Genomic DNA, 21,919 nt, shown 5'->3' on the forward strand with positions numbered 1-21,919 from the left:
AGCATTTTTCAATCCAATCCCCATGCATATCACAAGCCTGCTTGTGATATTGCTTAAATAGAAAGATTAAAAATGCAAAGCATTTTTCAATCCAAGTACCATATTATGAAGCTATATATGATGTTAATTTTTCGTCAATTCAGTAATACCATCAATTCTTAAATCAAAAGCAGGTGCAGAAATCACTTCTGATTCATGGAAATATCCATCGGAAACATAGGCGGAATATTTGGAGAAGTCTGCATTGTCCTTGATTAAATCTTCGATTTTGGAGCCCTGAACCGTAAATTTACTGGTATCAAATACCTTAAGGGAACCATCTTTTAAGGTTGCTTCAACCTTGGCAACTTCATCAGCTGTTCCGGGAGCTACTACCTTATCATTTAAAGGAGAGATGCCAACAGCACCGTCAGAGAAGCCCTGGCTCCAGTCGGTATCGATAGCAGTACCGTCAAGAATGGATTTAACGGCATAGGTATAGTAAGGTCCCCAATTGATTGTAGCGGAGGTTAATGCTGTGTTAGGTGCAACAGAGGTCATATCTACGTTATAGCCTACACAGGGAACATTGGCTTCCTCACAGGCAGTGGGGGCACCGGTGGTATCCGCATGCTGGCTGATTAATACACATTTGGCAGCAATAAGCTGTTTTGCAACCTCATTCTCTGCTGCCATATCTGCCCATTTGTTGGTATACTGTACTTCCATGGTAACAGAAGGGCAAACGCTCTTAGCGCCAAGATAGAAGGCAGTATAGCCGGATACAACTTCCGCATAATTATAAGCGCCTACATAACCCATCTTAGCCTGGTCTGCTGTAATTGTTCCGTTTTTAATCATATCATTTAATTTAAGGCCAGCAACAACACCGGATACATAACGGGATTCGTAAACACCTGTAAAGTAGTTATGCATATTGGCAAGACCGGAGGATTTTGCCTGGTAGCCTGTAGCGTGGCAGAACTGAACCTTGGGATAATCCTGTGCTGCCTGCATCAGATAGGTTTCATGTCCGAAGCTGTTGCCAAAGATAATATTGCAGCCCTGGTCAGCCAGGTCAACGGCAGCATCATAACAGGCTTCATCTTCACCGATATTGGTCTTCTCGATAACCTGATCCTTGGACAAACCAAGATTTTTAATCATTTCCTTGATACCATCCATGTGGGCGGCAGTATATCCTTCGTTCTCATCGCCAATATATATAATACCCACCTTAATTTTGGACTTGTCAATGCCTGCGGTGCTTTTCGCGGGAGTTGCAGTATCAGCTGCAGCATCACTGCCTGCGGTATTTTTATTATCCGTTTTACCGCATCCTGTCATCATCCCGACTATCATTGCAAATACAAGCAATAACGTAACCACTTTCTTCATAAAAATTATTCCTCCTATAAATTTTTGTAGTGCCAGTAGGTTAAGCCAAATGCTTGTCCTATAGCACCATGCCATATGGAATCTAATAGTCACATGGATACTTCACCACATGATTGCATTTATAACATAATGCTAAAAGCATATGTATCATTGGGAAAATAAATCTTATGGTCTCATAAAAGAAAGGAGTTGTATGTATTAAAAATACATGCAACTCCCTCCGTTGGGCTAATGTTGCCAAGCTCTTTACCCAAGTACTGTAAGGTATTTATCAACACTTACAATTTTCACACATAGTGTAAAAAGCTCCATGGCTGTTGTCAAATCCTTTAAGGTGGGGAAGGAAGGTGCAATGCGTATATTGCTGTCATGAGGGTCTTTTCCATATGGATAGGTCGCTCCTGCAGAAGTCAGCTTTACTCCCGCCTTCTGAGCCCTCTCAACAACTGCTTTGGCACAACCGTCCAATGTATCAAAGGAAATGAAATAGCCTCCCTTGGGTTTATGCCAGTTGCCAATCTCAAGTCCGCCAAGCTCTGTCTCCAGAATAGTAAGAACCGTTTCAAACTTCGGCCTTAATATATTTGCATGTTCTTTCATATGTTCAATAATACCGTTTATATCCTTATAGTATCTGACATGACGCAGCTGATTTACTTTATCGTGACCGATTGTCTGAATTGCCAATTGCTTTTTTATATCGACCAGATTGTTTGGTGAGGTTGCAATTGCAGCCACACCGGAGCCGGGAAAGCTTATCTTGGAAGTAGAGGAAAATTTATATACAATATCGGGATTGCCGGCCTTTTTGCATTCTTCCAGGATTTCCAAGATGTTTTCCTGATCATCCTCATAAAGGTGATGCATGCTGTAAGCATTATCCCAGTAAATACGAAAATCCTTAGCGGCAGGCTTTAATCTGGCAAACCGTTTCACTACCCTGTCGGAATACGTAATTCCCTGAGGATTGGAATACTTGGGGATACACCAGATTCCTTTCACGGCTTCATCCTCTGATACGTATTTCTCTACCAGGTCCATATCCGGCCCTTCCTCTGTCATGGGTATATTAATCATCTCAATGCCAAAGTATTCCGTTATAGAAAAATGCCTGTCATATCCAGGTACCGGACATAAAAATTTTACCTTGTCCAAACGGCACCAGGGAGTATTTCCCATAACACCATGGGTCATAGATCTGGAAATAGCATCATACATAATATTCAAACTGGAGTTACCATATATAATCAGGTTCTCGGCAGGAACCTCTATCATATCGCCAATGAGCTTTTTTGCTTCCGGCAGCCCGTCAAGGACACCATAATTGCGGCAGTCCGTACCGTCATCACAGGTAAGGTCGGAGGAACTGTTTAATATATCCATCATTTCCATGGATATATCCAATTGTTCTATACAAGGCTTGCCCCTCGACATATCCAGACTCAGATTAAGCCCTCTCATCATTCTATATTGTTTTTTTAATTCGTCTCTTAATTCCAGTAATTCTTCTCTGGACATCTCTTTATAGGCTTTCAAGAAAAAGACCTCCTTTGCACTGCCATTTGTGTCAGTCTATCACAAAATTTATCCTCATGCAATGGAAAACAAGCCTTTTTCACCCTTTTTGTCAAAATATTTATCAATTTTACATTCGTCACTTCTCATTTATAAGGACCGTTTATGCAACTCATATTCCCTGCTTATTTATACTGTAAATTAGTTCCTTTTAAATAATTCTTCTATTTAAAAAATAATCGCATACAATTATTTTCACACAGGCGCTATGTATTTCATAAACTAATATACTTTTGATACTGCTGCCATATATATTATTATAGTGCAGGATACTTTTTAGCCAAACACAATTTCCTTTGAGTTGCCATATACATTTCCCTTTTCAATGCCATAGAAATATATAGCAAAAAATGTTATAATAAAAGCACTTATAAAATTGACAGACGCTATATGCTATCAGATACATAATACTTGTTGCTTTTAACAACTGATAAATATTAACTGTTTGTCAGTTGTTAAATACTTGCCAGTTATTAAATATCTGCCTTTCATTAAATAATTGTCAGTTATCAAATTTTTCAGCTTTAAATATCTGCCAGTCATCAGTACCTGCCAGTTATCAAGTATCTGCCGGTTATCAAATATCTGCCAGTTATCAAGTATCTGCCGGTTATCAAATATCTGCCAGTTATAAGCATTTGGCAGTTATCAAACCTCTGGCAATTATCAAGCATCTGGCAGTTATCAAGCATCTGGCAGTTATCAAACCTCTGGCAATTATCAAGCATCTGGCAGTTATCAAGCATCTGGCTATTAACCATATCTGTAATTTATTAATACCAATCTGATAAATAATAGATTTTAATTTTAAGAAAGGATTTATCATTATGGGGGAACCGCTGGTCAGTATTATTGTGCCGCTATATAATGGAGAACAAACAATTGAACGTTGTTTAACCAGTATTCGAAACCAAAGCTACAAGAATATTGAAGTACTTGTTGTTAACGATGGAAGCAAGGATCACAGCATGAAGGTCTTAAAAAAATTCAGAGACAGTGATTCGCGTTTTCATATACTGAACAAGGGAAATTCCGGCGTAAGCGACAGCAGAAACCTGGGGATGAAAAATGCCAAAGGCAAATACATGCAGTTTGTAGACAGTGATGACTGGATAGTTAAAGATGCTACCGAAACCCTTGTAACTATGGCTGAAACCTACAGCTGTGACATGATAATTACCGACTATCACCGGGTCGTAAACCACAAAATATATATCAAGGGACATATACCGGAAGAAGGCCTGATAAGCCGCCGGGAATTCGGTGAATACATGATGAAGGCACCTGCTAATTTCTACTATGGTGTTATGTGGAACAAATTCTTCCGGACAGATATCGTTAAATCCCATAAATTAAAATGCTCCAGAGACTTAAACTGGTGTGAAGATTTTCTGTTCAACCTGGAATACCTGCAATATGTGAAAGATGTCTGTGTAGTAAAAAAGCCAATATACTATTATGTCAAAACAAAAGGAAGCCTTGTAGCTACCCAGGTAAATCTCAGGCAGACCATCCGCACAAAGGGCATTCTTTTTGACTATTACAAAGATTTATACAAAAGCATCGATTTATATGATGAAAACAAACTCCGCATACAGATGTTTTATCTTGCTGTTGCCAGAGATACCGGGAAACGCAAGAAATCTTTAATCGATACCAAATCAACGGAAAAGCTTAAAAAAACTTCTCCGCTAACACAAATCTTTGATCCGGAGTTTGATATTAACATCATTACGGATAAAAAAGCGGATAAGAAAGCCGATAAAAAATCACTGAATAAGAAATCCGAAAAGAAGCTTTCTGAAAAGAAATCCGAGAAAATATTCAATGAAAAGAAAACCGAGAAGAAATCCTCCGAAAAAAAAGCAGGGAAGAAACTTTCCGAGAATAAATCAGAGAAAAAAGCAGCGAAAAAGTTCTCTGAAAAGAACGCTGAGAAGAAACTCTCTGAGAATAAAGTTGAGTAGCTACCCTCTAAGATTAATGCTGAGCTGAAACTCTCTAAGATTAATGCTGAACTGAAACTTTCCGCAAATAAAGCCGGAATGAAACAATAAAAAAGTGGAGCAAAACATAATCCGTTTTGCTCCTTATTTATTCAGCTCCGCTGCCTGTACTTCTTTAATCAATCACATATATCCCAAATCCGAAATCCGATATTCTGATATATTGATTTCCACTTCCAACGACAGATTCTTCCAATAAAATTTCTTTCCTTTCTGGTACTTCTGCTCTTTCTTCTCCATCCCGTGCATTTAAACATACCAGAAGCCTTCCCTTTACCCCCGCTCTGATAAAGGAATACAGCCCGCTCTCCTTATCAGCCTGCAGCACCTCATAACTGGATTCAACACTGATGAATTCTTTCCTGATATCCAGAATTTTCTTTATAAATTCTTCCAGCTCCCGGTCCTTGCTCTGCCAGGGCATGGGGCTTCTGTATTCCGGCTCCGAAATGCCCTCTATCTTCTTCTCATCTCCATAGAACAAGCTTGGTACACCGGGAAAAAGCATCAGGAGGATAAAGGCAAGTTTCCATCTTCTTATATCACCCTTGCAAAGGGACAGGAATCTTGGTACATCATGAGTATCCAGCAGGTTCAACTGACCCAGGGCAATATTAATGGGATACCGAAGCATCATGTTTGAAACTGCACCGGCAAAGTCGAAGGCATCCATATTACCAAAGGCGAAATACTCCCTGCAATATTTCCTGAAATCATAATTCATGGTAGAATCAAAGGCATCACCCTTTAGCCACTCCTCTGCATTCTCCCACACCTCACCGATTAAGACAGCCTGGGGGTTTTCTTCCTTGGCCGCCATTCGAAAGGCCCTCCAGAAATCCCTGGAGACTTCGTTGGCCACATCAAGGCGCCAGCCATCCACTTTGTATTCCCTTAACCAATATCTGCAGACCCCTGTAAAATACTCCTGTACCTCTTTATTGGAAGTATTCAGCTTTGGCATCTTCCTCTCATAGGCAAAGCAGGCATAATCCGGCTCTCTGCCGTACTCCGGCCTGTTTACCGGATAGTTAAGCTTATAAAACCAATCTTTATATTTTGAAGTTTCCCCGTTCCTGATTACATCTTCAAAAGCAAAAAAATACCAGCTGCAATGGTTAAATACCCCATCAATGATAATATGCATATCATTTTTATGAACCTCATTTACCAGCTCTTTAAAATCCTCATCACTGCCAAAGCAAGGGTCGATATGATAATAATCCAGAAGGTCATATTTGTGGTATTCTCCTGCCGTAAAAATGGGGTTTAAATAGATGCAGTTAAAACCCATTTCCTTAATATATCCCACATTTTCAAGAATGCCCCTAATTGTCCCTCCCAAAAGGGCTTTTGACTGTGTTCCATCCTCTAACGGAATTTGTTTTTCCTGAATGGTAAGGCTTTCCTTACCCGTAGCAAAGCTGTCGGGAAATATATTATAAACTACGGAATTCTTAAACCATTCCGGTACATCCGGTATTTCATCCCTTAAAATATAGGGGTATTGGTAGTATTCACTCCGCCCCTCAATCACTCTGCCTTCCAGAAGAATATCCGGCAGCTCCGACTGGAACCGGTCAGCATAATAATAGGTCCATTCTTCGCCGGATTCCAGTCTGAAATAATAACATACCCTGTTAAATGGTACCTCAAAGACCGCCTCATAATATTCAAATAGCTCATCCCTCGCCACAGGCTTCATAGGCAGAGGAGAAAATTGCACCGGGCTTTTGGTACAGGCCCTGTCACCTATATACAGGATACAGGCAGTCAGATCTCCTATTGCTGCCCTTAAGCGGATAGTCATACTATTCACGCTGTTTGGGAAAGCATACTGGGACTGGGGTATATGTAAAATTGCACTTTTATTCATGTCGTCCTCCCTGCATGTCGTAAGTTTCCTTGTGAAACTGCTTTTCTTTCAATCTGACCGGTATTTGGTACCGGTATTAACCCTTTACCCCTCCGGAGGTCAGGCCGGATACCATATACTTCTGAATAAAGAAGAATAGGATTAGAATTGGTATGGATACCAGAATGGCTGCTGCCGAGAATAAAGGCCAGCTCCTGCTATAGTCCCCGGCCTGGAGCTGATACAGTCCTCCTGCAAGAGAATAACTGTTTTCATTTAACATAAAGGTAGTTGCAAACAGGTATTCATTCCATACAAAAATAAGAACCATAACGGAGGTTACAATAATGGCAGGCCTTGCTAAGGGTAGAATGATTGCTGCCATCAGCTTGAAATTGCCGGCTCCGTCAATTTTGGAGGCTTCTTCTATCTCAAGGGGTATGGTGTCAAAATATCCTTTCATATTCCAGATTCCAAAGATACACATTGACCCCGCATAAATCAGGATAAGTCCCAGATGCCGGTTTAAAAGGTCCATCTGCTTAAACAGACGGAAAATGGCAAACATGGACAGAATCTGCGGAAAGGCATTTAATAGCAGTAACACTTTTAATACCCCTCTCCTTCCCGGAAAGCGAAACCTTGAGAAAGCATAAGCAGCCTCTACCGAAACACTCATGGCAATTATCATTGTACCGGCACTTAGTATCACAGAATTCTTAAGCCATATCAGAAAAGGCTCATCTACTATAATAGCTTTAAAGTTACGCAGGGTCGGATTGTCCGGCAGGAAAGAGATACCGGAGGACAGTGCGGCGCTGCCTGGGCTTAATGCCAGTGAAAGTGCATAGAGTATCGGTATCAGCCCTAAGAAACACAGAAGGATGAAACATATATTTAACAGAGTATAACCCGCTGTCCTTTTTAGTTTATGCCTTTTCATGATTGTCCTCATTCCTGCGCACACCCTTCGTGCGTCTTCCTTCTGCGGCAGTTCCCCTCCGCCTGTATTTTGCTCTTCCATGCCTGGCCATGCCATCCATCTGCTCATCCCCCACTCCCCTGTTGGTAACCAGGGAAAGTACTATGATAATAGCAAATATTATGATGGACACCGCAGAGGACAGGCCGTAGTTATTGGAAACAAATGCATTTTTGTATGCATAGGTAATAATTGTCTGAATGGTCGCCCCGGTATAAGCACCCTTTTGCATGGTAAGCAGATAAAAGATATCAAACTGCTTGAAGGTGGTAAAGGTCGTCATAATAACAGCCGGTGCCATTATCGGTTTAATGAAAGGAACGGTAATGCTGATATTTTGCTGCAAGAATCCCGCGCCATCCAGCTTGGCACTTTCATAATAGCATTTGTCTATGCTTTGCAGGGCACCGTCAAACATCATAATCATAAAGGGCAGTGCCATCCACAGGTTTAAAACCATACAGGAAAGAAAGGCAGGAATATTCTCTGAAAGAAAATTTACCTTGGGCAGTCCAATTATACCTGCAAATTTGTTTATCAGGCCGAATTCCGTATTATACATACCTACCCGCCATAGCAGGATGGATACATATGCCGGCATGGCCCAGGGAAACATCAGCAGAGTCTTATAGAGCCTTCTGGCTTTTAACCCCGGTGCATTGAGCCCCAGTGCAATAAAATAAGCCATTACCGTCTGCAGCACCATATTAACCGCTGTCCAGACAAGTGTAACCAGAAGAGCTTTCAGAAAGCCCGAATCCACTTTAAACAATGCCCTTCTGAAATTTTCCAAGCCAATGACCTTATAATCCAGCCAATGAAACAAATTCATATTGGTCAGTGATATATAACCGGTATAAAGGATGGGAAATACTATTATGATGCCAATCAGAACCAGTGCCGGGAATGAATACAGCCACGGCTGATACTTCTTTTTTCCTTTCATGCTACATTCCTTTCCTTCCTTAGCAGTAAACCTTTATTTCTGCTGCCCTACTGCATATCAGCAATGGCAGTCAGTGCTTCCTTCTGATATTTTTCCGCAGCCTTATTAAGGTCTTCTCCCGATTTATTCACAGCTGCCAGAAGAGATTCCGTAGGTGCCCACATAACAGACAGCTCCGGAACATTCGGCATGGGCTGTGCCGTATCTGCTGTTTCCTTCATGGCTACTATCATTTCATTGGCAGCAACCTCAGGATCATCATATGACTTTGTATTGGCCGGTGCACAACTTGATTTCTTCGCAAGCATCGTTCCTGTCTCTTTACCGGCTAAAGCCTTTAACACTTCACTGATTGCTTCCTTTTTTGCTTCTGCGGCATATTTCAGAACACATACTCCCTGTACTCCCGCATAGGGTGCCAGTCTGCTGCCATGTGGCAGAACAAAGTCGGACAGAGACTTATAGCCCAGATTTATCCCTGCTTCCTTAATTCCTGATATCAGCCAGGGTCCTCCTATTATGGCTGCTGCTTTTCCACCATTAAACAAAGTATTTACCGTATTGTAATCACCATCTGCCTCAAGGTCTGCAAACTTCTTATTATAAGCGATGGCATCCTTAGTGAATGTATTGTTTAAGCCCGGAGTACCGTCAGAGTTTAAGATATAGCCTCCGAAACCGTTAATAAACGGTGAAACATTATAGGCCGTGGAATGCTGGTTGACAAGGGCATAGGTACCTGCTGCTGTATCGGTATTTTTCTTCATATACTGATATAATTCTTCTGTGGTATTCGGAACCTCTCCCTTCCATAAATCCTTATTATAAAGGAACAGCAAGGTTTCAAAATATACCGGAAGCTGATACTTCTTCTCCTTATAGGTGCCTGCCTCGACCGTCATAGGCAATAAATCCGCCATAGCTTCCTCTCCGATCAGGTCCGTTACTGGAGCCAGTATTCCCATCTCCGCAAACATTCCCACGGAATCATTAGCATAAAAATACATATCCGGACCATTTGCGGCATCGTTGCCATATAGCTTGATCTGGTCCGTAAGTCCGGCCTTTTTCTCAAAGGTAACGGTAATCTTACTGTCCTTTAAGCTTTCATTGAGACTTGTCTGAATGCTATTTATAATAGCCTCATCTCCGTCATGCCAGATTTTTATCTCTACCGGCTCTTTTTCCCCATTGGCTGTCTTATCCTCCTGGGCTGTTTTATCCCCCTGGTCTGTCTTATCCGCCTCAGTTGTGATATCTGCTGCATCCGGTTCCTTCTCAGAACTGACAGTGCTGTTCTTACTGCAGCCTGCTATACTTACCACAAGCAAACCGCACAGAATAACTTTAACAAATCGTTTCATACTATTATCCTCCTTTACATTTAGGAAATCGTTTTCCAACACCCTTTTCCAAAACAATCAATTTCTATGTTTGTTTCTGTTATTTTTACCATATAAACGGTTCATAGTCAATTATACTTTAGTAAAAATAGTTGACTTTGTAAGGAAACCGCTATACTATAATAAAAAAACTGTATGTATTTAAGGAGGAAAAACATGCCTATAACCATTGGTGATGTTGCCAGAGAGGCCGGAGTATCTACTTCCACGGTTTCCAAGGTGCTGAATAACTGGAAGACCATATCCCCGGCAACAGCGGAGCGGGTGCAGGAGACTATCCGTAAGTTAAACTATACGCCCAATTCCCGAGCTGTCAGCTTTGCCCGACAGACTACACAGAATATCGTATACCTGACCTCTCTAAGCAAGGATGAGGCTTATCATAACCCTCATATGTTCGATATCATGTGCGGCGTTAATAAAGTGTTATCAGAAAGCAACTATTCCCTTACCCTTGTGGATACCTCCACAGATACGGATAAGGGTGAATCCGTGGCTAAGGTTATGTCTAAGAAATGTGCGGATGGAATGATTATCCACGGTTCTGCTATTAACAAGGAAATAGCGGACCTGATTACCAAACAGCAATTTCCCCACATTTTAATCGGCCATCCCGGCTTTGATACCCAGTTATGCTGGGTCGATACCAACCATGCCCTGGCCGGGCAGACAGCTGCCGAATATTTAATTTCCTGCGGATACGGCGATATTGCATTTATCGGAGGCAGGCAGACCGATTATATTTCCACACAACGGCTGAAGGGCTTCCTTGGAACCATGCATCAGTACGGTTATCTGGTTGCTGCAGATAAAATCTGCTACACAGATTCCGGCATTGAGGAAAGCTGTCAGGCAGCCCTTGCTCTCCTGCAATCTAATAAGCCTCCCAGGGCTATTGTCTGCGAGAATAACACCATTGCCCTGGGAACCGTTAAGGCCATAGAGAAATTAAGCCTTAAAGTACCGGAAGAAATCGCATTTCTGACCTTTGATTTATACCCCTATACCAAAATCCTTGACCCCAAACCTGTGGTAATAGACATCAATGTATATGACATGGGTATTCAAGCCGGTAATATGCTGCTTCGAAAGCTGGAAAATCCTTCTCTTCAGATACAGACCTATACGACCCTGCCGGTTATATGTGCTTAAGGTACTATTCCTATACTATCACGCAAAGACTGCCGGGCAGATTTATGTTATATCAGCTCGGCAGTTCCATTTAATTATTTCAAACCCAATTTGTTTTATAAACAGATTCCTAACACTTTGCATTTACTTTACTAGTAATACTTATAATATTATTTATTTCCTTATGAATTTATCACTTTTGAATTCTTTTACAGTTAAGCGCATTTAAAGTAAGCTGACCTAGAACGGGAACAAAAAAAAGCCCTGAAATACAAGGCTTTTAAATAATGACTGCGGATGACAGGACTTGAACCTGCACGGTATCCCACTAGATCCTAAGTCTAGCGCGTCTGCCAATTCCGCCACATCCGCTTAATTTCTATTACAAAATGAGACATCCGGGATTCGAACCCGGGACACCTTGATTAAAAGTCAAGTGCTCTACCAACTGAGCTAATATCCCAACTATTTTTACACCGCCTGCGGCAGGTGCCCTCATTTCAGCTGTCATAGGCTGACTGGGCTGGCTGGATTTGAACCAGCGAATGCAGGAGTCAAAGTCCTGTGCCTTACCGCTTGGCGACAGCCCAATGGTACTATTACCAAGGTGGATAAAGGGATTCGAACCCTTGGCCTCCAGAGCCACAATCTGGCGCGCTAACCAACTGCGCTATACCCACCACAAACAATAACACCTTATCTTATCCATATTGTAAACACAGCATGGCTGTCTTATCCCACTGCTGGTATATGCCTAGACAAGATAAAACGTGCCAGAAGGGATTCGAACCCCCGACACATGGCTTAGAAGGCCATTGCTCTATCCAACTGAGCTACTAGCACACATAAGATGTACAACTTGTACATCAAGCGGGTGATGGGAATCGAACCCACGTATCTAGCTTGGAAGGCTAGTGTTCTACCATTGAACTACACCCGCATATTAAATTTTATCATCAGTCACACTAACAAAGTCGGGGTGACAGGATTCGAACCTGCGACCTCTTGATCCCAAATCAAGCACGCTAGCCAAGCTGCGCCACACCCCGTCAGCGCCTTATTTCTTGTGGCTTTCGTGACGCAAGAATCATTATATAGGATGAGGGCTTCTTTGTCAACGAATTTTTTAAGTTTTTTTATTAATTTATTCAATTCGGTAGTAAAAAGTAGGAATTTTGTTGAATAATCCCTATTTTAAGACTGAGAACTCTAAAAGGCTAGGACTTCATTTACATTCAATAAAAAAATTACTTAGAACTAAGGAAGTAATTAGTGCTATAAAGTACGGTCTAATACATATAAAACTAAAATATATGAAGGACATTATAAGAAATGTCCTATTTCTATTGCATATAAGTAAGGACGCGCTGCGTCCTTACTATAAAAAGTTAGTTTTGCAACACGCCCATTTTTACCTATATGCTTGAATCACCTAGTGTTATTCTCCAAAAATCACCCCTGCTAATTGTCTTCTTTGTTATAGCATCATATTACAAATCCTTCCATCGTCTCTTATCTCTTGTTTCCACTTTACTGCATTTTAAATTTTCCAATTTCAGCTCTTAATGATTGTGCCTGAGCTGCAAGCTCCTCACTTGATGCGGAGCTTTCTTCTGCCGTTGCTGCATTTGTCTGTACAACAGCTGACACCTGCGTAATGCCTTCATTGATTTGTTCAATGGTTGCCGCTTGTTCTGATGATGCCATTTCAATATCTCGAATCGCATTACTTACTAAATGCGACTGCTGTGCTACATCATTTAATATAAGAAGAGTTTCAGCTGCAAGTCTTTCACCCTCTGCTACAGTATCTACAGATTTTTGAATCAACTCTGACGTTTGCTTCGCCGCATCTGCCGACTGTTTTGCCAGATCTCTTACTTCTGAAGCCACTACTGCAAATCCTTTTCCTGCATCTCCTGCGCGAGCTGCTTCAATTGCTGCATTTAGAGAAAGTAAATTCGTTTGTGCAGCAATCTCTTCAATCATTTTTGTAATATCGTAAATTTTACCAGAAGCCTTACTGATTTCATCCATTGCACTATTTAGACTTTGCATATGTGCATTTCCATTATGTATTCCTTCTTCTGATTGTGATACATACTCTGCAGCTTTTCTTACATTGTGGGCATTTTGTTCTGCTTGTTCTGCTACATTTTCAATAGAAGCGTTTATTTCCTCCACTGTAGCCGCTTGCTCTGCCGCTCCAGACGCTAATAATTGTGCTGCATCTGCTATTTGTCCTGCTCCAGCATTCACCTGCTCTGACGCCACACTAATAGCATTTAACGTTTCGCTCAAATCCTTTTCGATTTTTATTAATGCCAAACCAAGGACATCTTCTTTGGAACGAAGTGGAACCTGTTGTGTAAAATCACCGGAACTAATAAGTTCTGCTACTCTTACCTGCTTTTGTATTCCTTCCACCATTTCAGTAAAGGCCACTGCAAGCTGCCCTGTTTCATCCTTTGAATCAATACCAACTAATTTAATATCTACTCGTCCATTAGAAATTTCTTTTGCAGCTGCAACTACTTGTTCGATTGGCTTACTTATTATACGAGAAAGTTTCAATCCTAACAGTATTGCGGCAAGTGCACCAAATATTGAGATAATAATCAGTATAATTGTCAACGCAAATGCTGTAGATCCATTGGAATCACTTGTCTGTTTTGCAGATTCCATCCTTTTATCCAAGATCTTATCATAATTATCAAATATTTTCTGTACAATACCTGATGCTTTATCAAGTAAAGCTGTCACTCCTTCACTATTGCCGGAAGCTGCTTTATCAAAACATTCTTGTATGATGGGATCATAACTTTCTTCAAACAGATTGTTTGCTTCTACTAACAGCTCAAGGGTATCAGGATTTGTAATTGATTTTTTATATTCTTCCGAGTCAGCCAGGAAAATCTCTTTCTCGTTTAAATAATTTTGCTTTAACTTTTCAATCACTTCTAAATCTCCTGCATTAATTGCTGCATCTCTGGTGTCTATACGTATCTTATATAAATTCATTACTGCATTTGATAGATTTTTAACAGGTGCCATTTGATTTTCATACAAATAGGTATCCATATTATTAATCTTTATCATTCCATATATACCCATTGCACCAATGATGAGCGCTATGATTACCATAGCAAAAAAACCAGTTAATAGCTTACGTGCAATACTAAAATCTTTAAAATCCTTCATGAAACTCCTCCTATTATTTTAATATTTAAATGGGATGTTAAATTTCGTACTAATTAGAAGCAGCCATCCCATTTAAATACTGGAAGTAGTTAAATTTGGACTTTTCTATTTTATTCCAGACAAAATTGTGGAATAATAATCCTGTCGACTATTTTATATTGACGCAGTATAATTCATACTGTGTCTTTTTTGCGAAAAGGTTGATTATACTAAGCTGGACGCTACCTTGACGGACTTAGTAACGGCTATTAAGGCACCATTCATGTTCGTAAGATGCATGTCGTTAAATTTATCAATTGCTATCTTTTTTTGATCCATGAGAGAATGTGCATAGATATTAAGTGTAATACCCACACTTGAATGTCCTAGTAATTCACTAAGGGTCTTAATGTCCACACCCAGTTCCAATGCTCTTGTTGCAAAAGTGTGGCGAATGGCATGAAATTTTCTTTCTTTCACTCCAGCATCTTGTAATACTCTTTTAAAAAGCTTTTGATAAACACGAGGATCAATTGGAACATCTTTACCTGTAAGTACATAGTTATCTTCACTTGTTGTTCTGTTTCTGCTTTCCATAGCCATTTTTAGTAAAAAGGATGGCAATGGAATCTTTCGAAAAGATTTACGACTTTTAGGAGTGCCTACCAATAGTCTGGTCTTATTCCCCTCCTCTTGGAATGTTTTAATACGTGAAACCGTTTTATTAACAGACAAAATTCCCGTATCCATGTCAATATCACTCCATTTTAAAGCACAAAGTTCTCCTAATCGTATTCCTGTATAGAAACATAATATAATCCCTAACAAGCGTTGATCCTTAGAACGTAACGCCTCATATTCTATTAAACGTTGTTCATTCATTGCAAAAACTTGTACTTCTTTATAATAAACCTTTGGAAATTTGACTAACTCAACAAGAAAATAGCTTTCCTGAGAATTTTGTAATATTTGTTTTAATGCGGATTTAAAGATTGATAGTACTCTAGCTTTGGAAGTTTGCACAATTGATGAATCTTCTTGCAACATTTGTACAAAGCCTTGAATGCTGTCCTTTGTGATATACTCATTACCTGGCTGCTGAAAATAAGGAAGTACATACTTATGAAAACAATGGTAATAACTTTCATAAGTAGTTGGTTTTACCTTTTGTACAACGTATTCCTCCAGCCATGTTTGAAATAGCATCTGCGCAGTTACAGACTGATTAATGTTCTTATCGGGCTTATCCTCCGTACTTTTTTTCGTGTTTTTTTTCATTTTTTCTTTCACTTCTTTATAGCTTTTACTGTAAAAATACAAGTATTTTCCATCTGGTTTCAAAATTCTCCCTTCCCAGCGGCCATCCCTGCGTTTATAAATATTTTCTCCTCTTCGTGGCATAATAATTGCTCCTTTCGATTGCTATGAGTGACGTTTTGATTGACGGCGAAAATATCATATTTCTCTTCCACTTCCCCATTTGATTCTTACTAAAATTCGTTTACATACTTTTTTTTCCTATGGATTATTATTTCATAACTGTTTGACACACAAAAAAAGATAATGTATAATAGAATTATGTTGAATTTTGTAAAAATAATGAGACACAGTATGAATTATACTGCGTCTTTTTTTGCATGTTTTCTAATCAAAAATCATGAGTCTATTGAACGTCTTTATCTTAATCATCCGGCAGTCTTAGGAATATAGGCTGCCGCTTTACTAATCATCTAAAGTCTCTAAAACCCTTCCAAAACAGATTGAAATTTACTCCACTATTATACTAATAACCTTAATGTTAATCTATTATATTTCGAGTTTATTTTTCTGTTTTCGCCTGTTTTTGATATTATTTTCAATTATTTAGTAATGCACAAAAAAAACTACTGACTTTTTACAATCAGTAGTGTAATTTATCAAAAACTATATTATTTTTATCTTCTTAAACTTTTCTTCCCACCTAACAGGTTCCCAAATCAATCGCGCTTGCCAAGCTGCGCAACATCCCGTTAGGCTTTATTATATGCGGTTTTCGTGACGCACGAATCATTATATGGTGAAACTATATTGATTTTTTTGTTTATTAATCAATTTCATACAAGCACCTCTAACCAATCACCAGACTTTCCCTTTGCAATGAATTGTATTAATATCTTCATTACGAAAGATAATTAAGTGTAAAATGAGCCATTCCTTTTGGGTCAATATCCATTATAATATAGGAAGGTTTTCCATTTTCCTGTCTTGGCTGGCTTATACTGCCCGGGTTTACTGCCCACACGCTGGAACTCAGATCAATAGAAGGTTTATGGGTGTGCCCATATAATAAAATATCAGCACCCTGCTGAAGGGCCGCTTCCTTTGCTCTTCCTGTCCCAAAGTTAACACCGTAGCGGTGCCCGTGTGTCATAAGAATAGTATGATTTCCCAATACGAGAATTTTTTCCTTTGGAGCATCAGCAAAAAAATCATTGTTACCAGCAACAAATTCCACCGGGCAAGCCGCAAACAGACTAATATAGTCCGCTCCGCTTTCAAAATCCCCCAAATGAAGCATTAAGTCAATAGGGCTAACTTTTTGAATTACTTTCTCAAGGTTGGCAGACCTTCCATGAGAATCACTTACTATCAAAACTTTCATAGGTTTTTATGTTCTGGTCCACATTACCTTTCTATCATATTTTTATAACAAATCCTTTAATTTATCTTTCATACTGTTAAGAGCTTTACCTCTATGGCTGACTTCATTTTTTACTTCCGGTGACAGCTCCGCAGAAGTACAGCCGAATTCCGGCACCCAGAAGATGGGATCATAGCCGAATCCATTTTCACCTTCAATACTCTCTCCAATAAATCCCTCAAAGGCTCCTCTGGTGGTTAATATTCTTCCGTCCGGAAAGGCACAGGCTATCACACATACAAACCTTGCACTTCTTTTTTCCATGGGGAGTCCCTTTACCTGTTCTAAAATATAATTATTTTTAATGTCATAGGAGGTGTTTTCTCCCATAAACCTTGCCGAATATACTCCCGGTGCCTTATCCATTGCATCCACCTCAAGACCGGAATCATCTGCAAGAACAATATCACCTGTCATTTCCATAATGGTTTTGGCCTTTATAATAGCATTTTCTTCAAATGTCGTACCATCCTCAACAATATCTGCTTCTATCCCCGCCTCTTTCATAGATAGCACCTGGCAGTCCAAATCCTTTAAAATCATGCGAATTTCTTTCATTTTACCTTCATTGCCAGTAGCAAATATTATTCTATGCATTGCTTTCCCTCTTTTCTGCGGTTTCTTTCCTGCAATTTTCCTTATGGTCCTTTATTACTTTTTTCTATTTGCTTTTTTTAATCTATCTTACGACGCTGTCTATTTAATTTATTGTCCAGCACTATTTATTTCCTCTAAGGATTTCTTTATTATCACAGAAATAGCTTTTGCTATATCCTCTTCCTTTTCCCTGGATTTTAAAAGGGACAATTCCTCTTTATTTGAGAGAAATCCTACTTCAAGCAATGCTACAGGAACCTGGGATTTATGAATAATCAGTATCTCATCTCCGGCCACTAAGCCTCTGTTAACATATCCGGAAATTCCTTTCAATTCCTCCAAAGCAATACGGGCAAGCCGTTCTGAGGTAAAGCCGCCCTGTTTCCAGTTGCTCTTATATAATACTTCTACTCCTCTGGGCAGTGAGGATTCACTGGAATTACAGTGTATACTTAAAAACAAATCTGCCTTCGTTTCATTCGCCAGATTTACCCTGGGATTAAGGTATACTGTTTCATCCTCTGTTCTGGTATAATAAACCTTGATATCCTCCTGGTCAAGTATCTTTTTTAAATCCTGAAGAATTTTTAAGTTAATGCTTTTCTCATAGCAGGAGCTGTCCAGAGCTTTAGCCCCCGGGTCTTTCCCTCCATGTCCGGCATCAAGAACTACAATGTTTCGATAGATCTTGGAAGGCTCTTTTAAGGCTACATATATCTGCCCCTCTTCTTCATACAAAACCGGTGCATATACATGATCCAGTTTAAAATGAACATCTGCTTTATACTCTTTGTCATCAAGCTTTTCATAACGAATAGTAAAGCCATTCACAGGATCTGCTTTAAGGGATTCAGGGACCGTTCCATAATTGGAAATTTCACCGCCGGCAGATAAGACCTCCGGTATGAGGAATCCGCTCCGCGCTAACTCTTCCTTTTCCACTGCCCCCTTGTATACCTCGTCCTGATTTACTCTTACAACCTCATTATCTGTCAGATTCTCTTCCTTTAAGCCATTTATTGTAAGAGTTATTTCTTTCTTCGTGTAATCTTCGCTTACGGAATAGGTATTATTATTTCCAGGATTCTTTATTATAATATATTTCTCACCAAGCTCGTCTTTTAATTCTTTGGCAGTGGATAGATAATCCTTACTTTTATTCTTATGTTCATAGAGTGTGGGCCTCACTCTGGCAAAAGCAGAATTCTGACTGTTTTCTCCTGCTTCATAGGAAATAAACACTGATAACAGTATTACAGACAGCATCAGAATAAATGTAAAGACAGCTATATTCTTTAGTGCTTTCTCTCCCATCTAGTAATCCCCCTGTTAGAAAGATTATACTATGCATCCTATTTTTCTACAATATACAAAATAATTTTACAGAGCGGCTGAGGCTTATGGGCCTGCTATTGCCGTATTTTTCTCTTCTGGGTAATAAGTATCAGAAAAAGAATGACTGGATAAGGCTGGAAATTTGAATTGGGTTTTAGAACTGGGTATTAGAACTGGGTATTAGAACTGGGTATTGGGTTGAGAATTTACAACTTTATTACGCCATCACATAAACGAAAAAAGCTGCCATTTAGCAGCTTTTTTCTTAATCCTATTATTCATTTTCATCATTTGATAATGTATTACTCTTTTTCGGAGGACGCGGTCCCATAAACTGGTAAAAATAGGTTTTGAGCATTCCATTGTATATCTTACGGTTCTTATCTTCTTTTCTTCCAATGTATTTTACTGCATCTTCATAGCTTGTTATCAGGAACATGGACCATGAATCCAGCTTTGCATACACTTTGCCTATTTCTTTATAAAGGGCCGGCAGTGCTTCCCTGTCTTCAAGCCGTTCTCCATAAGGAGGATTGGTAATAATAAATCCATATTTCTTACTATGGCTTAGCTCACTGAGGGGCCTCTGCTGAAAATGGATATAGCTATCCACTTCCGCCAGGACGGCATTCTGTCTTGCTGCCTTAATAATATCTCCATCAATGTCATATCCCTGTATCGACATTGGGACATCCTTTTTTCTTACATCATTTGCTTCTTCAATGGCCTGATACCAGACTTTTTTAGGTGCCAGCTTCCAGTTTTCCGCTAAAAAAGAGCGATTCATTCCCGGCGCTATATTAGCCCCCAGCATAGCTGCCTCAATCGGTATTGTACCGCTGCCGCAAAAAGGGTCTACCAGAATCCGGTCTTCCTTCCAGGGTGTGAGCATAATCAGAGCCGCTGCAAGAGTCTCCGTAATTGGTGCTTTACTTGCCATCTTACGGTATCCCCTCTTATGAAGAGATTCTCCCGAGGTATCTATTCCTATTGTAATTTCATCCTTCATGAAAGTAACGCGAATTGGATATTGCTCTCCGTCTTCCGGAAACCAATCCATCTTATAAACCAGCTTAAGCCTTTCGACAATAGCTTTTTTCATAATAGACTGTATGTCGGAAGGGCTAAACACTTTACTCTTTATAGAAGTAGCCTTGGCTACCCAAAACTTGCCGTCCTTAGGTATATAATTTTCCCATGGGAGGGCTTTTGTTTTTTCAAATAGTTCATCAAAACTCTCTGCTTTAAATTTGCCTACCTTAAGGAGTATTCGTTCTGTTGTCCTAAGAAATATGTTGGCCCTGGCGAAAGCGGTCTCATCTCCCGTAAAGATAACTTTACCATCTTCCACTTGTTTAATTTCATAACCCAGATCCATTACTTCCTTTTTCAGGACACTTTCTAATCCAAAGTGGCATGGTGCTATAAATTCATACTGACTCATCTGATTGTACTCTCTTATCCTTTCGTTAACGGCAAATTGAACTGCCAATAGATTATATCATAAGGTTTTAACCAATGCAATAAATAACCGGGAACTAATATTGTGCTGCAATTCACATTCTGTCGGATTTATTGTTCCAGATACCCCCGGTAAGCGTTTAGCCCACCGTAAATATTCTTGACCATATAACCCTCGTTGCTTAAATCTCTTGCAAGCAAAAGGCTTAAATTACCTCTTTCACAATACAGAATCAAAAGCTTATCCTTGGGTATGTTCCTCTGTCCATTCTCAAAATCATCATAGGGTATATTGATAGCTGATGGTATATGCCCCTGTTTGTAATCCATCGGCTCCCTAATATCTATTATCTGTGTATCAGCTCTTCTTATGTAAAGTACAATATCTTTTGCACGTATAGTTTCAAAAGTCATAATATCACCTGCGCTTTGATATTATAATATTCGCTGTAAATCCAATTGTGCTATGAACTCGTAATGTGCATATAACAAAAAATAAGCCTAACGGAAGGCTTATTTTTTGTTTGTTCACATTTTTGATTATTCTTTTGTTGTATTACGAGCAGAATTAGATGAGTTTGTATTCTTCGCATTATTCTTAGAAGAATTGGAAGAATTCGTATTCTTTGATGTTGTGTTAGATGTTGAGCTGGATGTTGTGTTCTTGCTGTTAGTGTTCTTTTCAGCATTTGATGAGTAATCGTTATAATTGCTTGTCATTTTTAAAAGTCCTCCTAAAAATCTTTTTTTGTTCTAATTACACAAATATTATGGACCTATTTAAAATGAAATATGCATTGCTTATCCAATTTTATAAAGATTTACTTTATCCAAATCGTCTCTAATTCAACTTTTCTTAGTTATTAAGAAAAATTAAGAAAATTTTTTCATTTTTTTTTTCATGTATCTTGCATAAATAGCATTTATGTATTATAATGTAATTGTGTTAGAGAGATCGAATGATTTTCTAACGCACTATATAACCCCTTATTAATTATTTATACTCCCCTCATCGAAGCAACCGCCTTGGCTCCCCCTTGGCGGTTGTTTCATTTTGTGGTTAAGTACCGTCATAAAGCACACCTTACCTTAAATTTTCTTAAAAATTTCAATTTTTCTGAATATCTGTTTATCCCATCACATTGGACAATTATTTTTTTCTATAAGTTCTTGATATTCAAACTTTCTTTTTATTCCAATACTGTTATCTTCCTGCCTTTTTCCATATCATACCAAATCGCTATGAAATGTATCATTATTTATGTTAATTTATGTATATTCAATATCCAAATTTATCTAACAGATGTAACAATATCCTTATTTTGATACCTACCACTATATAATGGATAGGGTAAAAAGTCAATATAAGAAATGTATATATATGTAATGTT

Annotated in this window: 17 protein-coding genes and 7 tRNA genes; 4 read left to right on the top strand and 20 right to left on the bottom strand. The window is 39.2% G+C overall.

The window, feature by feature from the left end; all coding sequences use genetic code 11:
* Positions 1-123: 123 nt before the first annotated feature.
* Positions 124-1,377 (bottom strand): BMP family ABC transporter substrate-binding protein, encoded by a 1,254-nt coding sequence (locus BUB77_RS27660; RefSeq protein WP_073280415.1) that lies wholly within the window; start codon positions 1,375-1,377, stop codon positions 124-126.
* Between the two features lie 246 nt (positions 1,378-1,623).
* The gene (locus BUB77_RS27665) at positions 1,624-2,913 is read right to left on the bottom strand and encodes an aspartate aminotransferase type Ic (RefSeq protein ID WP_073280416.1); all 1,290 of its coding nucleotides are present in this window, start codon (positions 2,911-2,913) and stop codon (positions 1,624-1,626) included.
* Between the two features lie 677 nt (positions 2,914-3,590).
* On the opposite strand from BUB77_RS27665, the gene BUB77_RS30195 reads away from it, so the two are divergent.
* Both BUB77_RS30195 and BUB77_RS27675 read left to right on the top strand, forming a co-directional pair.
* Complete coding sequence (locus BUB77_RS30195; protein WP_170866775.1) at positions 3,591-3,740, top strand: hypothetical protein; 150 nt, start codon at positions 3,591-3,593, stop codon at positions 3,738-3,740.
* 39 nt (positions 3,741-3,779) lie between these two features.
* Complete coding sequence (locus BUB77_RS27675; protein WP_073280418.1) at positions 3,780-4,919, top strand: glycosyltransferase family 2 protein; 1,140 nt, start codon at positions 3,780-3,782, stop codon at positions 4,917-4,919.
* A gap of 154 nt (positions 4,920-5,073) precedes the next feature.
* Here BUB77_RS27675 and BUB77_RS27680 read toward each other — a convergent pair whose 3' ends face one another.
* The 4 genes from BUB77_RS27680 to BUB77_RS27695 all read right to left on the bottom strand — a co-directional run bounded on the left by BUB77_RS27680 (position 5,074) and on the right by BUB77_RS27695 (position 10,105).
* On the bottom strand, positions 5,074-6,834 hold the full coding sequence (locus BUB77_RS27680; protein ID WP_073280419.1) for a glycoside hydrolase family 13 protein: 1,761 nt from the start codon (positions 6,832-6,834) through the stop codon (positions 5,074-5,076).
* 76 nt (positions 6,835-6,910) lie between these two features.
* Complete coding sequence (locus BUB77_RS27685) at positions 6,911-7,756, bottom strand: sugar ABC transporter permease (protein ID WP_073280420.1); 846 nt, start codon at positions 7,754-7,756, stop codon at positions 6,911-6,913.
* Positions 7,743-8,741, bottom strand: a complete 999-nt coding sequence (locus tag BUB77_RS27690) for a carbohydrate ABC transporter permease (RefSeq protein ID WP_084124818.1) — start codon at positions 8,739-8,741, stop codon at positions 7,743-7,745. Before BUB77_RS27690 ends, BUB77_RS27685 begins: the two co-directional genes overlap by 14 nt.
* Positions 8,742-8,788: 47 nt before the next feature.
* Positions 8,789-10,105, bottom strand: coding sequence for an extracellular solute-binding protein (locus BUB77_RS27695; protein ID WP_073280421.1), 1,317 nt, complete (start codon positions 10,103-10,105; stop codon positions 8,789-8,791).
* Positions 10,106-10,300: 195 nt separating this feature from the next.
* On the opposite strand from BUB77_RS27695, the gene BUB77_RS27700 reads away from it, so the two are divergent.
* On the top strand, positions 10,301-11,296 hold the full coding sequence (locus BUB77_RS27700; protein ID WP_073280422.1) for a LacI family DNA-binding transcriptional regulator: 996 nt from the start codon (positions 10,301-10,303) through the stop codon (positions 11,294-11,296).
* A 271-nt stretch (positions 11,297-11,567) separates the two neighbouring features.
* Here BUB77_RS27700 and BUB77_RS27705 read toward each other — a convergent pair.
* The 14 genes from BUB77_RS27705 to BUB77_RS27775 form a co-directional block, all read right to left on the bottom strand.
* Positions 11,568-11,647, bottom strand: a tRNA-Leu gene (locus BUB77_RS27705).
* 18 nt (positions 11,648-11,665) lie between these two features.
* Positions 11,666-11,738 (bottom strand) — tRNA-Lys (locus BUB77_RS27710).
* 55 nt (positions 11,739-11,793) lie between these two features.
* Positions 11,794-11,865 (bottom strand) — tRNA-Gln (locus BUB77_RS27715).
* A 16-nt stretch (positions 11,866-11,881) separates the two neighbouring features.
* Positions 11,882-11,955, bottom strand: a tRNA-His gene (locus tag BUB77_RS27720).
* Between the two features lie 89 nt (positions 11,956-12,044).
* A tRNA-Arg gene (locus BUB77_RS27725) sits at positions 12,045-12,118 on the bottom strand.
* Between the two features lie 26 nt (positions 12,119-12,144).
* Positions 12,145-12,215 (bottom strand) — tRNA-Gly (locus BUB77_RS27730).
* A 34-nt stretch (positions 12,216-12,249) separates the two neighbouring features.
* Positions 12,250-12,324: transfer RNA gene (locus tag BUB77_RS27735), tRNA-Pro, on the bottom strand.
* Between the two features lie 481 nt (positions 12,325-12,805).
* Positions 12,806-14,476, bottom strand: a complete 1,671-nt coding sequence (locus BUB77_RS27745; RefSeq protein WP_073280424.1) for a methyl-accepting chemotaxis protein — start codon at positions 14,474-14,476, stop codon at positions 12,806-12,808.
* A gap of 204 nt (positions 14,477-14,680) precedes the next feature.
* A complete protein-coding gene (locus tag BUB77_RS27750; RefSeq protein WP_073280425.1) occupies positions 14,681-15,856 on the bottom strand; it encodes a tyrosine-type recombinase/integrase in 1,176 nt (391 codons plus the stop codon).
* Between the two features lie 757 nt (positions 15,857-16,613).
* Entirely contained in the window at positions 16,614-17,096 is a 483-nt protein-coding gene (locus BUB77_RS27755; RefSeq protein ID WP_073280426.1) for a metallophosphoesterase, read from the bottom strand.
* A 42-nt stretch (positions 17,097-17,138) separates the two neighbouring features.
* On the bottom strand, positions 17,139-17,732 hold the full coding sequence (locus BUB77_RS27760; protein ID WP_073280427.1) for an XTP/dITP diphosphatase: 594 nt from the start codon (positions 17,730-17,732) through the stop codon (positions 17,139-17,141).
* A gap of 108 nt (positions 17,733-17,840) precedes the next feature.
* On the bottom strand, positions 17,841-19,046 hold the full coding sequence (locus BUB77_RS27765; RefSeq protein ID WP_073280428.1) for an N-acetylmuramoyl-L-alanine amidase: 1,206 nt from the start codon (positions 19,044-19,046) through the stop codon (positions 17,841-17,843).
* 295 nt (positions 19,047-19,341) lie between these two features.
* Positions 19,342-20,511, bottom strand: a complete 1,170-nt coding sequence (locus BUB77_RS27770) for a THUMP domain-containing class I SAM-dependent RNA methyltransferase (protein ID WP_073280429.1) — start codon at positions 20,509-20,511, stop codon at positions 19,342-19,344.
* Between the two features lie 128 nt (positions 20,512-20,639).
* On the bottom strand, positions 20,640-20,942 hold the full coding sequence (locus BUB77_RS27775; RefSeq protein ID WP_073280430.1) for a rhodanese-like domain-containing protein: 303 nt from the start codon (positions 20,940-20,942) through the stop codon (positions 20,640-20,642).
* A 106-nt stretch (positions 20,943-21,048) separates the two neighbouring features.
* Here BUB77_RS27775 and BUB77_RS30200 point away from each other — a divergent pair, with 106 nt between their 5' ends.
* Positions 21,049-21,228: a hypothetical protein gene (locus BUB77_RS30200; protein ID WP_084124820.1), complete on the top strand. Its 180-nt coding sequence runs from the start codon at positions 21,049-21,051 to the stop codon at positions 21,226-21,228.
* The last annotated feature ends 691 nt before the right edge of the window (positions 21,229-21,919 follow it).

The organism is Anaerocolumna jejuensis DSM 15929 (genome assembly GCF_900142215.1).
GTDB lineage: Bacteria > Bacillota > Clostridia > Lachnospirales > Lachnospiraceae > Anaerocolumna > Anaerocolumna jejuensis.